General features: G+C 44.5%; 12 protein-coding genes. 5 read left to right on the plus strand and 7 right to left on the minus strand.

The genetic code is table 11. The features are described from left to right. The 3 genes from urtA to AC2CG4_RS03855 all read right to left on the minus strand — a co-directional run bounded on the left by urtA (position 1) and on the right by AC2CG4_RS03855 (position 2,096). A complete protein-coding gene (urtA, locus tag AC2CG4_RS03845) occupies positions 1-1,263 on the minus strand; it encodes an urea ABC transporter substrate-binding protein (RefSeq protein WP_484485013.1) in 1,263 nt (420 codons plus the stop codon). Between the two features lie 300 nt (positions 1,264-1,563). Next, a complete protein-coding gene (locus tag AC2CG4_RS03850) occupies positions 1,564-1,866 on the minus strand; it encodes a type II toxin-antitoxin system RelE/ParE family toxin (protein ID WP_062066799.1) in 303 nt (100 codons plus the stop codon). Next, positions 1,863-2,096: a type II toxin-antitoxin system ParD family antitoxin gene (locus tag AC2CG4_RS03855; protein ID WP_484485014.1), complete on the minus strand. Its 234-nt coding sequence runs from the start codon at positions 2,094-2,096 to the stop codon at positions 1,863-1,865. The genes AC2CG4_RS03850 and AC2CG4_RS03855 overlap by 4 nt, the downstream gene beginning before the upstream one ends. 342 nt (positions 2,097-2,438) lie before the next feature. Between AC2CG4_RS03855 and AC2CG4_RS03860 the strand changes: the two genes are divergently transcribed. Then, positions 2,439-5,912 carry a hybrid sensor histidine kinase/response regulator gene (locus AC2CG4_RS03860; protein ID WP_484485015.1) on the plus strand — a complete coding sequence of 1,158 codons (3,474 nt, stop codon included), beginning with the start codon at positions 2,439-2,441 and terminating at the stop codon, positions 5,910-5,912. Positions 5,913-5,938: 26 nt separating this feature from the next. After that, positions 5,939-6,856: a response regulator gene (locus tag AC2CG4_RS03865; RefSeq protein ID WP_484485016.1), complete on the plus strand. Its 918-nt coding sequence runs from the start codon at positions 5,939-5,941 to the stop codon at positions 6,854-6,856. A gap of 128 nt (positions 6,857-6,984) precedes the next feature. On the opposite strand, the gene AC2CG4_RS03870 is transcribed toward AC2CG4_RS03865, so the two are convergent. Then, complete coding sequence (locus AC2CG4_RS03870; RefSeq protein WP_484485017.1) at positions 6,985-7,230, minus strand: helix-hairpin-helix domain-containing protein; 246 nt, start codon at positions 7,228-7,230, stop codon at positions 6,985-6,987. 562 nt (positions 7,231-7,792) lie between these two features. Here AC2CG4_RS03870 and AC2CG4_RS03875 point away from each other — a divergent pair. Both AC2CG4_RS03875 and AC2CG4_RS03880 read left to right on the plus strand, forming a co-directional pair. Further along, positions 7,793-8,527 carry a hypothetical protein gene (locus AC2CG4_RS03875; RefSeq protein WP_484485018.1) on the plus strand — a complete coding sequence of 245 codons (735 nt, stop codon included), beginning with the start codon at positions 7,793-7,795 and terminating at the stop codon, positions 8,525-8,527. A gap of 186 nt (positions 8,528-8,713) precedes the next feature. Then, on the plus strand, positions 8,714-9,046 hold the full coding sequence (locus tag AC2CG4_RS03880) for a hypothetical protein (protein ID WP_484485019.1): 333 nt from the start codon (positions 8,714-8,716) through the stop codon (positions 9,044-9,046). Between the two features lie 324 nt (positions 9,047-9,370). Here AC2CG4_RS03880 and AC2CG4_RS03885 read toward each other — a convergent pair whose 3' ends face one another. The 3 genes from AC2CG4_RS03885 to AC2CG4_RS03895 form a co-directional block, all read right to left on the minus strand. Continuing rightward, positions 9,371-9,919, minus strand: a complete 549-nt coding sequence (locus AC2CG4_RS03885; protein ID WP_484485020.1) for a pyridoxamine 5'-phosphate oxidase family protein — start codon at positions 9,917-9,919, stop codon at positions 9,371-9,373. Between the two features lie 65 nt (positions 9,920-9,984). Further along, positions 9,985-10,461, minus strand: coding sequence for a GrpB family protein (locus AC2CG4_RS03890; protein WP_484485021.1), 477 nt, complete (start codon positions 10,459-10,461; stop codon positions 9,985-9,987). A 5-nt stretch (positions 10,462-10,466) separates the two neighbouring features. After that, positions 10,467-10,928, minus strand: a complete 462-nt coding sequence (locus tag AC2CG4_RS03895) for a GNAT family N-acetyltransferase (RefSeq protein WP_484485022.1) — start codon at positions 10,926-10,928, stop codon at positions 10,467-10,469. 250 nt (positions 10,929-11,178) lie between these two features. Between AC2CG4_RS03895 and AC2CG4_RS03900 the strand changes: the two genes are divergently transcribed. Continuing rightward, the gene (locus tag AC2CG4_RS03900; RefSeq protein WP_484485023.1) at positions 11,179-12,330 is read left to right on the plus strand and encodes a hypothetical protein; all 1,152 of its coding nucleotides are present in this window, start codon (positions 11,179-11,181) and stop codon (positions 12,328-12,330) included. Positions 12,331-12,607: the final 277 nt, after the last annotated feature.

Genomic DNA, 12,607 nt, shown 5'->3' on the forward strand with positions numbered 1-12,607 from the left:
TTATTGATAACCTTTAGGGAATGGATCTGGCTCGATCAGCTCTTTAGTTTCAAACACTACATCGTATTGACCATCAGCACGGGCATGGCCTACGCGGGTTTTGGACCAGAGATGATGATTCGGGTGAACTTTCACATAACCTTCAGGCGCAGTGGTCAACTCAATACCGGGCGATGCAGCGCGCACTTTATCAATATCAAATGAACCCGCTTTTTCCACTGCCGCTTTCCACAACCAAGGGCCAAGGTAAGCAGCTTGGGTTACATCGCCGATTACAATGTCTTTGCCGTACATAGCTTTAAAATCAGCCACAAACTTTTTGTTGTTTTCGTTCGGCAAGCTTTGGAAATACTTCATCGCCGCATAAGCACCCACCATATTTTCACCACCGATACCGAGAATTTCATCTTCAGTTACCGAGATGGTCAACACCAGTGGTTTCTCTTTAGTCATATCAATACCCGCTGCTTTTAATTGTTTGTAGAATGCAACGTTAGAGCCGCCCACTACAATCGCATAAATAACATCGGGTTTTTTCAGTTTGATTTTGTTAATCACCGAGTTAAATTGGGTATGACCGAGTGGATAATATTCTTCACCCACCACTTTCAAACCTAATTTTTCAATATGTTTACGCGCAATTTTGTTCGAGGTGCGCGGCCAAATATAATCTGAACCGAGCAAGTAGAATGATTTTGCACCTTTGGTTTTGGTTACCCAGTCAATGCCCGCAATAATTTGTTGCGTCGCTTCCTGACCGGTGTAAATCACATTAGGTGATTGCTCCAAACCTTCATAAAAGGTGGGGTAGTAGAGCATGCCGTTGTATTGTTCAAAAATCGGCAATACGGCTTTGCGCGATGCAGAAGTCCAGCAACCGAATACAGCAGCGACCTTATCGTTCACCAATAATTTTTTGGATTTCTCTGCAAAGGTTGGCCAGTCACTCGCACCATCCTCCTGGATATATTCAATTTTGCGTCCAAGCACACCGCCCATGGCATTGATCTGTTCAATCGCCATTTTTTCTGCTTGCACAGAACCGGTTTCACTGATCGACATAGTGCCCGTCACCGAGTGAAGAATACCGACCTTAACTGTAGTGTCTGTGACTGCAAGGCCAGTGGTATTCACATCAGCAGCATGGGCGGTGCCGAACACCAGCGATGCGGCGAGTGTTAGCAAACATTTTTTCCAGGTTTTCAATCCCGCCCCTTTTTTATGAAGCGGCGTCTGGAGGGTAGATAGCATGGTCTTGTTCATGGTCGTTCCTCAGGTAATTAAAAATTGTTTAGGTTGCGCACAAGCTGTAAGTGAAATTGGCAGATTGTTACCACTGAGTTTTAGTCCTTACTGAGACGTTAATTGGCGAGAGGAAACTTTGAAGCGGAAGCTTTCTCGACGCTTCACAATCTAAGCGCGTGTAGGATTGAGAACCATTCGATAAATGACACACACCACTACGTCATTTGACGCATAGCAATTAGCGGTAGGCTTGGGTATTTTTCAAAAGAATTAATGCAGAAGGTATATTCGACGATCAATAAAGGTGAATGCCGGCTTTCAGAAAAACCTTGGCAAATCACGACTGCCGTGAAGAATGCGGACAACACGGATATGGTCCGTGCGAATGCGATAGAAGATGACGTGACTGGTATAAGCAATACTGCGCAACCCAGCGCGAATTTCTTTGCGCTCGCGCCCCAGTTTTGGATTGGCAGTCAGTTGGACAAGTTGCACCTCAAGCCCAGCAAGATAGCTGGCAGCCTGATCTGCGCCAAACTGTTCGGCGGTGTAATCAAATATATCGCCCAGGTCAGCTTCCGCTGCCAGCGATAGGCGATAGGTTTTTAATGCAGAAGTCATTTGTGCTTGGTTTTGCGTTTGTCAGCAATGATGTCCTGAACGGTTTTACTGCTGGTCGCACCTTCCCAGCCCTTGGCAATTTCAGCGCGCAGCTCATCGATAACACGATGACGGTATATCTCATGTAACCGCAGCGCATCGCGCACGACTTCGCTGGCATTTTGATAATCGCCACCATCAATTTGCGCGGCTATATATTGGGCTTGTTTCTCGGTAAAGCTGATATTCATGGCTCGGCCTCTTCTTTACGTACTTGGCTTGGCCTAGGCTAGCACTCATGTCCATATTTGGCAAACTTGGACATTAGGTTTAAAGCTGGATAAAACCTGAAACAGCTTAATTTCAGCGCCCCATAATGTTGGTACAGCAATTGAGTAGAGATTGGCGGTAGGTGTTTAAACGCCAGCAGTAAGTACATGAATTGATTTCACAGCAACAAAAACGCACCAAGAAAGAAACCATAAGTGCATAAATGCACACAAATAACGCGCAAACATAAAGTGCGAATAAAAACCACTCACTTTTAATCAACGAGACGTTCCCGGACGAACAGACTGTTTAACGGGTATTCCATGACTGCCAAGCAGCATATATTTCGCGTGCGCCGCAACTACAACCAGTGGGTTGCCAACCAAACCCTGGAAGATTACGCATTGCGTTTCACCGCCAAAAGCGCACGGCGCTGGTCTGCTGCGCGGGTAGCCACAACTGCACTAGGTGCTATTTCTTTTCTCGCGCTCGAAGCCATCGGCGGCGCTATTACCTTGCATTACGGTTTTAACAATGCAGTTGCTGCCATCATGGCGGTCAGCCTGATTATTTTTCTCACCGCTATTCCTATCAGCTATTACGCGGCTAAATACGGTGTTGATATAGATTTGCTCACCCGCGGCGCAGGGTTTGGTTATATAGGTTCAACTATCACCTCACTGATTTACGCATCGTTCACCTTTATTTTTTTTGCGCTCGAAGCCGCTATTATGGCGATGGCGTTGGATTTATTATTTGGCATTCCACTCGCGTGGGGTTATTTAATCAGCTCGCTGGCAATCATCCCGCTGGTAACCCACGGCATTACGTTTATTAGCCGCTTCCAATTATGGAGCCAGCCGCTGTGGATTATTCTGCAACTATTACCGTTTGTTTTTATTATTTATGCCGATGCCAGCGCAGTGGAAAGTTGGACAGCATTTTCCGGCAGCCTGCAGGCACAAGACGTACCCCGCGAAGGCGTTAATATTTTATTGTTTGGTGCAGCATCCGCCGTTATTTTTTCGTTGATTGCACAAATTGGCGAGCAAGTAGACTTTTTACGTTTTTTACCTGCACCCAAACCTCACACCCGTTTGCGCTGGTGGGCGGCATTAATTGCCGGTGGTCCGGGTTGGATTGTGATTGGCGCAATTAAAATTCTCGCCGGTTCCTTTCTCGCGGTGCTCACGTTAAACCACGGCATTAGTATCACCGAAGCCGCCGACCCAACACGCATGTATATGGTGGCGTTCAGTTATATCGCCAGCTCACCGGAAGTGGCCTTATCCATCGCCGGTATTTTTGTCATCCTGAGTCAATTAAAAATTAATGTGACTAACGCTTATGCCGGTTCAATTGCTTGGTCTAATTTTTTCTCGCGTTTAACGCACAGTCACCCGGGCCGCGTAGTCTGGTTAGTGTTTAATGTTGCGATTGCCTTATTGTTGATGGAACTTGGCGTCTATCGCGCACTGGAACAGACACTCGGTTTCTACGGCATAGTTGCCGTCGCCTGGCTCGGTTCACTGGTGGCAGATTTGGTGATCAACAAACCTCTCGGCCTCAGCCCCAAACATATTGAATTTAAACGCGCCCACTTGTACGACATCAATCCCGTTGGCGTAGGCTCTATGCTACTGGCTTCAATCGCCGGTATTGTGTGCCACTCCGGAATTTTGGGCGAAGTCGCGCAAGCACTTTCTCATTTTATTGCGCTCGGTTTGGCATTGATCTGTGCGCCGGCGATAGCATTAATCACACGCGGCCGCTATTACCTCGCTCGCCCCGTGGTCAATGTGATGGATGATGCCGAATACAGCGATGGCGATCACGCCACTATTTCCTGCTGTATTTGCGAACATAAATTTGAAACGGAAGATATGACCTACTGCCCCGCTTACGCTGGGCACATTTGTTCGCTCTGTTGTTCACTCGATGCGCGCTGTCAGGATTACTGTAAACCCGGTGCAAATTACTCCACTCAGCTGAGTAATTTTTTTAAAGTCTTTTTACCGAAATCGATCACCGCCAATATTAATTCTCGCGTAGGTCACTTTGCCGTTTTGGTGCTGTTTATCAATGGGCTTTCAGCAATACTCTTGTCGCTTATCTATTTTCAAACACCGATTGATGCACCAGAAACTGCAGCTTTATTGGAAGCCACCTTATGGAAAGTATTTTTCTTACTGGTGATTATTACCGGGGTGGTGAGTTGGTTATTTGTATTAGCCCACGAAAGCCGCGTAGTTGCACAAGAGGAATCGCAACGCCAAACGCGCTTATTAATGGAAGAAATTGAAGCACATGAACGCACCGACCGCGCACTGCAAACTGCAAAAGAAGAAGCGGAAGCCGCCAACCAAGCCAAGAGCCGCTACCTCACCGGCATCAGCCACGAATTGCGCTCACCGCTCAATGCAGTGCTCGGCTACGCACAATTATTAGAAAAAGATCCAAGCATGCCCACCCATCGCAAAGATGCATTGGGTGTTATTCGCCGCAGCGGTGAACACCTGGCAGATTTAATTGAAGGCTTGTTGGATATTTCCAAAATCGAAGCAGGCCGTTTGGATTTGCATCAGGATCAAGTGCGCATTGCCGTGTTAATGGAACAGCTCGTCCACATGTTTCGCTTGCAAGCGGAGGCCAAGGGTCTCGCGTTTATTTATGAATGCAAAGATCGTTTACCTAAATTTGTCCGCACCGACGAAAAACGCCTGCGTCAAATTTTAATTAATTTATTATCCAACGCGATTAAATACACCGACAAAGGCAGCGTGATGTTTAAATTGCGCTATCGCAGTCAGGTTGCCGAATTCACCATTAGCGATACCGGTGAAGGTATTGCACCGGAAAATATCGAACGGATTTTTCGCCCATTTGAGCGCGTGCGTCGCGCCGGTTCGACCGCAACAGGAACCGGACTGGGTTTAACCATCACCCGCTTGCTCAGTGAAATTATGGGCGGGGACATTTCTGTAACCAGCACCCTTGGCAGTGGCAGCACCTTTAAAGCCAGTTTAATGCTGTCGAGTATTAGCACACCGAAGGCGGAATTTATCACTGCACCGGTACAAACTATTTACGGTTATAAAGGTGCGGTGCGCAGAATTATGTTGGTAGATGACGAAGCATCTCATCGCCAACTTATGCGCGCCATGTTGACACCACTGGGTTTTAACATTATCGAACTGGATAATCCGCTGCTCGCGCTAAGCCGCCTTGAACAGGAAATCGATAATAACAATCGCCCTGATTTGATTATGCTGGACGTCTCCATGCCCGGTCTTAACGGCTGGCAGCTCGCCAAACAATTGCGTGAAGCGGGTTTTAACTCACCGATCATTATGGTGTCTGCCGATGCCAGCGAAGGCAAAGATTTACCTACACACAACAACACCGAAATCACCCCACTACACGACGCTTATGTGATAAAACCAGTGCGTATTAATGTGTTGTTGGATCATATTGGTCGGCTGTTAAATCTGGTGTGGTGTTATGAAAAACAAGAGGCAATTACACCGCAGGCACAGCTGATTGGCGCACTTGAATTACCTGCTGATCAACATCTGGATGATATAGCCCAGCTCGCCAGTATCGGCCATAAAAAAGGCCTGCAAGACAAAATTCAACAACTGGAACAAACCGGTGCCGCGCATCCGATATTTCTTCAGGAATTAACCAGGCTCACCAACAATTTTCAGTTTGAAAAAATATTAGCGCTGATTGACGCAGATACCGATGACGCTGAATCAACAGAAGAATTGATGACAGAACCCCTTCAACACCATTGATTAGTGAAAACCACGAGTAAATTGCAATGAACACTAAAGCCCAGTCGCAAGTTGTATTAGTGGTAGATGATGCGATAGACAGCATTCATATGCTGAATGATGTATTGGAAGAGTCCAACTTTACGGTGTTAGTCGCACTGGAAGGTGCACAGGCGCTCACCATCACCAAAAATATTCGCCCGGATATTATTTTGCTCGACGCCATAATGCCGAACATGGATGGCTTTGAAACTTGCCGTCAATTAAAACTTAATCCACAACTCGCCGATGTTCCGATTATTTTTATGACAGGCCTGAGCGATACCGAACATGTGGTGATGGGTTTAAACGCAGGCGGGGTGGACTATGTAACTAAACCGATCAACCCGGAAGAGTTAATGGCGCGCATGCGGGTGCACCTCGCCAATGCACGCATTACTCAAAGCGCCCGCGCTGCGCTGGACACTGCCGGGCAATATTTATTTACCATCGACTTGCACGGTCAACTGGTCTGGGCCACCCCACAGGTATATCAATTACTGGACGGCGCTGGCGCAACCGCCGACTCCATCGCGCTCACACACACTATTAGCCAACAATTGCGCGAGTGGATAAGCCACAAACCGGAGACCGGTCGGCAATTGCCACTGCAACAGCTCACACAAGAATTGAGTGTGGAAATGTTAAATTTAATCGACGGCAAAGAATATTTACTGCGCCTCACCAACCCACCCAAACCAGCAGATGATACCCAATCACTCAAACAACAATTTGCCGTAACCGGCCGCGAAGCCGATGTGTTGTTATGGATCGCCAACGGCAAAACCAACCGCGAAATCGGCCAAATTTTAGAAATGAGCCCACGCACGGTGAATAAACATTTGGAGCAGATATTTAAAAAGTTAGGCGTAGAAAATAGAACATCGGCTGCCGCAGTGGCGATAAAGTGTTTGTCGCGGGGGTGAAATAGTTATGAGGCTATGGACACTAATCAGAAAAAAATATTAGCAACTGATTCGTAGCCTCCATGAAGCCTAACGAAATGCGGGATCTTTAGACTCCATGCGGGCTACTCGCTTTATTGAGGATTTATTTATTTCGTTAAAGAGTAATTTGACGCAACTTGAATTGCAGCAGCAATAGCAACCTTTGCTTGAAGGCTATTTTTCCAACACGTTGAACCAGTAATATTCGCACCGTGCTCTAAAATTTGATTTAAATCCGCGAGCGCCAATTGCGACAAATTTACAAACCCCATCTGCTCCAAACGCTCTACAATTTTTGGGCCTACACCTTTCACCTTCAGTAATATGTCTTTTTCAATTTCAGATAACGGCACAATTCCTTTCCTTTTGTTGGATTAATGTCGAATGCAGACACTGGCTCACGCATAACAATAGCTTAACTCAATTTTACCTATGAAAAGCCACCTATTTATACTGTACCGCTATTGCGGGCTACGCTTGTCTGGCTTTCAGTAAATACAAATATTTATTGGCTGCCCCAAATTTTTACCACTTGAGTTCATTTAGTGAAATTTATTCGCCAATGAAAAATAAACCAAAACAAATACAAATCTATGCGCCAAAAGTGGTTCATTTACAACAGATATATGTAACCGCTAGATCTTAATATAGCGTTGAACCCATAAAAAACATAATTTTAAAAAATAAAAAACCTTTTTTCTTATTGCACAAATAAAATCTGGAGCATTAACAGATATGACAAACTCGAAATCTGTAACGTTATGCAGAGTTATTTTTAACATTACATACTTGTATTACACAAATCGATAAAGTAGCCTCCCTGCATTAAATATTATTTGTAAATTATTTTTCTTGTTGAATAAAAATTTATTTCTATATTTTCTTAAAGCAGAAAAGTGAAAGGAGAGTGTTTAGATGACAACAACCAAATGGATAATAGCTGTAATCGCTTCGTCTGCAATAAGCTCTTACGTGACATTTCAACTTAATCAATCCAATCAAAATGACTTAGACGTCACACCAGGTATAGAATTTTCTTCCCGCCTAAAATTTGAAAGAACTAATGCCACAGAACAGCACCAAGAAATAGTAAAAACAAAGAAAACAACTGGCAATGTTCAGGACAACTGCAATATAAATATTAACAAAACCGCGCACCATAACGCTGATATAGATGACAGCTATGCGGATCAAAAATCGCTCTCACCACCTACCAACATTGAAGAACTTCAACTTGCTTATGAAAAAAAACAAAATGAAATATCCTCATTTCGTAATTTTATTGAAAGAACAGGTGATGGTGCATTAAGTGCCATTAGCAAAAATTACAATTCGGAATCCATTGACCCTGCATGGGCAAGGTTGAAAGAGGATGAATTACTTGCACTCCTAGACAATAACGAGACGTTGCAAAATATTGCCCCGCTCGATTTAAGCTGCAAGTCTCACAACTGTCGCTTGATATTATCCGCGCATGATGGAGCTCGAGGTGAATCCCTTTATAACGCTTTTAAAAATGAAGCTTTACAAGGAAGCGACGAAAATAAAAAGCAAATCGTATCTTATTTTACTGATCCGGATAGTGGCGAAATACATATCTATTTATCCAAAAATACCACTCATCCGTTGCTCAACGGGAAAATGGATTAATTCACCACACAAAATGTTCAGTACATACGTAATATTTCAGTATTTAACTGACTAATTCATATTTTATTTTTAAAGGAGAAGTCGTCGCGATGACGCTGGCTAACGTCATCTATGCACAAGAATAAATTGTGCCGACCAAGGATATCTGGCCAAAACCACAATAACCGTTTAAAGGAAAAAACCACTATGAGAAAATCATCTATTGCTTCATTTGTTGCCGTACTTGGATTAGTCGCTGTATCTAGCCACGCCTTTGCGGGTGTAAAAGTGGCAGAGTATGGTGACCCGATATTAGGTAACTCCTATCGCAGTTGCACCTGGACCCAAACCTACAGCAGTGGTGGCGGTGGGTATTTATACACACAATATAACGTAGTGTGCCCCGCATCCAATGGAATACCTGCCATTAACATAACCGCAGGTATAACCGTAAATGGTTCATCTTGTACTTTCACAGTACCCTCTGGGTACTCTACTTCTTACAACAGCTGTAGCAACTGGAGAATTTACTTAAACTAAGCATCTCCTGAAGGAAGCAGGAAACTTAAAAATCCAGTATCTATAAAATACTGGATTTTTTATATACGCTCTAACAGCTCTTTACATCTAGATTCATATTTCCCGCGCAGTGGTCAATAGGTTAGATTAAAGCAATAAACCAATTCGTAGATGTACGGTTCAATATATTAGGAAATATACGGCAGACTAAATTTAAGAGCCTAACTTTCGCTTTGGGCAAGATTCTACCCTTAAAAAATTTAGTACACGAATGCAGACTACAAGTAAATTACCCGACATAACATTGGTAATGGGCATGGCCGCCCAAGCCACGCACCTTATCGCTCAAATTTTTTCTTCCATGCCTGTTGGCTTGCCATCTAAACTTAGCTGATTTTTTTCTTTCCAATATTCCTTAAGACCATCTTCACCCTTATTAATTGCCCAATTGGTCAATTGCTCGCGCTCGCCCACATAATCAAAAAATGGGACTGCCATGCCGCAAGAGGTTTGCACCAGATCGACTTGCAGATCAAAAATCTGGCGGGCGCCTGGGGTTATTGGAAAGCGGGCGTACAGTGTATTCCACTCTGAATCGCCGTGATGAATTGCTTTTGCATTGCCGTATAAACGCAAAATCATCGGCGCGCCGTCAAAGGCAGCGAACATAATTGTCATGCGTGAGTGGGTTTGCAGATGTGCAGCGGTTTCATTACCACTGCCGGTGACATTGAGCCAGATAACGCGGTTGCTATCGAGCACACGCAGTGAATCCATGCCTTTGGGCGAAATATTTACCCGACTGTCGTCCGTTGCGGTGCCGACAAAAAATAATTTTTGCTGCGCAATAAAATTTTTAATTTCAGCAGAAATTTCCGAATAACGCTTTCCCATAATCAAACTCCTTATTACTGTTAACTATGCGCATTCTATTTAAAAAATAGTTGCCTTGCCCGAAACTAGAGCATTCGATGAATTTCGTCGTAAAAGAAGACCTTAGCTTTTTGATAAGCGTCTTTATCTAACGGATATTTACGTTCAAGCTCTAGTTTCAAATTGTTTAAATTAGCCACCAGGTCAGGCCTAGACCTCATTATTTCAACAAAGCCAAGATGCTTTTTTATATTGACACTACCGGCTTTAAATATATGCAGATGCACTTTTCGCTTTGCCTTTGAAAAATATTCTCTATCAACGATGCCATAGCTGCCTTTATATTTAAACCCTAAACATTGCAGGCAATTTATATTGTTTTTTACTTGAGTTAAATCATCGACCACACCAAGAATATCGATGCAATTTTTAGCAACGAGACCAGCCACCGCAGTGGAGCCTATATGGTGCAATTGAATTATTCCCACGTAGGCAGCAAGAATTGCTTGCTCTTCTTTACGATATTCCTCTGGCCATTCATTGTTGTGTGGATAAAGGTACATTTTTATTAACCAGCCCCAATCTTCATCAATGTCGCTTCGCCACCGCGATAAGATTCCTGCGCGATAAACTGCCAACCTAATTCGCGATAAAATTTGGCTTGATCCGGTGTAAACAGATAAATCGGATTGAACCCATGCGCATTAGCTTGACTGACAACATGCTTCACTAAAGCTGCGCCCACTCCGCGCTTGCGATAAATCGGGTTTACATAAACGCTCGCGAGCCATGGCGATAATTCCGGATGGCTGTCCATATCGCTCTCTACTAATGCCGCTGTACCTATTAAATGTTTACCATCTACACAGATATACATTGCGGGCATAACCGCGCCTTTTAAAAAACGCTGCATTCTTTCGATCCGGGATTCAAGTGTTCCACCCGGATTTAAATAGCCCCACTGGGCATGGTGCCAAGCGGCAATGGTGGAAATATGTTCAGGTGCGTCGGCTAAATTAATAATTTTCATATGACTTTCTTTTTCAATTCTTTAGTAGAAGAAATTTAAATGAATTTTTTATGTTCGGTTTTTGTCGCATCAATTAGCTTAAATTAAATATTTAGTTTACTTAAACGACAATTAAATTTATTTCGTCTTTCGTGTAATACGGCGTAATAGCGGGACTCGCTTTTGCCAACTAGGCTCCATGAGCTGTTTGAAAATATGGCATCGTTTTTTTAACTAACCGTGGAGACACACAACAATGAAAATAAATTTTATGTCTAAATCTGTTTTGCTCTCGCTAGGCGTGTATTTGGGGTGCTTCACGTCATTAACCTGGGCAGCAGAAGCTGATGCTGCAGTCGATGCATGTGCTTTACCCAGTAAACCAGCCGCAACACAAGAAGAGACTGCATGGCGGATTTTCGTCGCAATCAATTGCAAAATAAAAAACAATCAATTGACGTGGGAAACATGGAAATCCCAAGCTTGTTTAAATAATCCAGCGGATTGCCCCACCCAACGTTTGCACGGAAGCGCGTTGCGTACAGCCAATCTTGCCACGACACCCGACTCACCAAAACGTACAGGCGGCTGTGCGCCAATGACAACCTCCGCAACAGCTTCAGAGTCCGGCTTGGAAAATTTTGTCCCTAAAAATCTATCGGCATCACCGGTTTTCTGTGAAGAAGTGACTATTAGCCCGGCGGAAGAAGCTTACGGTAAAAGCAAAGGACTATTAACCGTTGCGGGGCAACAGACCTATTTGCAAGCAGGCGGTGTTATTGATTTTCCAACTGGGGCAATTGAGGTCAAAGCAGATTGGGTGCCCGCATCATCCTTTACCGATGTAAGCTTCGATTGCACCAAACCAAGCAAAACTCACTACCAAGAAATCATTGATGGCCAATGTTACGCTCTGGTGGGGATTCATATCAGTTCAAAATTGTATCCCAATTGGCTCTGGGCTACGTTTGAACCGCAAGATAAACGCACCAACCCCAACCGCTGCAACCCTAGCCTCTACAATGCCTGTTTAGATCATTGGGGCTCAAAACCAGCGAAGTCCACTGGAGCAAAAACCAAAACCACGCCCAAGCTACAGGCGCTATTCAAGGCTGCAGGTAGCAAGTTAGATAAGTCATTCCAAAATTACCGCTTGGTAGGAACACAAACGCAATACAACCAACCCACTGCAAGCAACGGTAACCTGGGGAACTCGTTTGTGGAGTTTAATGCGCAGGTGTCGCCATACCAAGCATCGTGTATCACCTGCCATTCCTATGCACAGCGCAATGCTGCAGGCAAAACCCCTCCAGGCGGCCCACTGCCGGGAGCGAATAGCGTCGGCCTGCCCACACCTTTACCTGCAGGCTATAAGCCACTGGACTTCTCCTGGTTCCTCGGCTTTGGCGTCCCACAAAAATAACCAACCAGAGGCTAGCGCCCCATTGGGCTGCTAGCCTCATGCGCAACAGCAGCGCACCTTAAATAGATTATCTGCATAAACAAAAACCCTTTCATGCTTATTCCTCAAATAATACTGTTTCACTCTTTATATTCCTAAAAGTGAACCATCCCACCTTGGCTTTATTTTCAACTTGGGACGATTTCGCTCCCGCCATGAACTAGGGTGGCGCGTCGGACAAGGCTTGCCCGCCGGGTGAGCCTCACGCGTACCAGACTCTAACAATAAAATGGGACAA

The sequence above is a fragment of the Cellvibrio sp. ATLC23 genome (assembly GCF_057196725.1).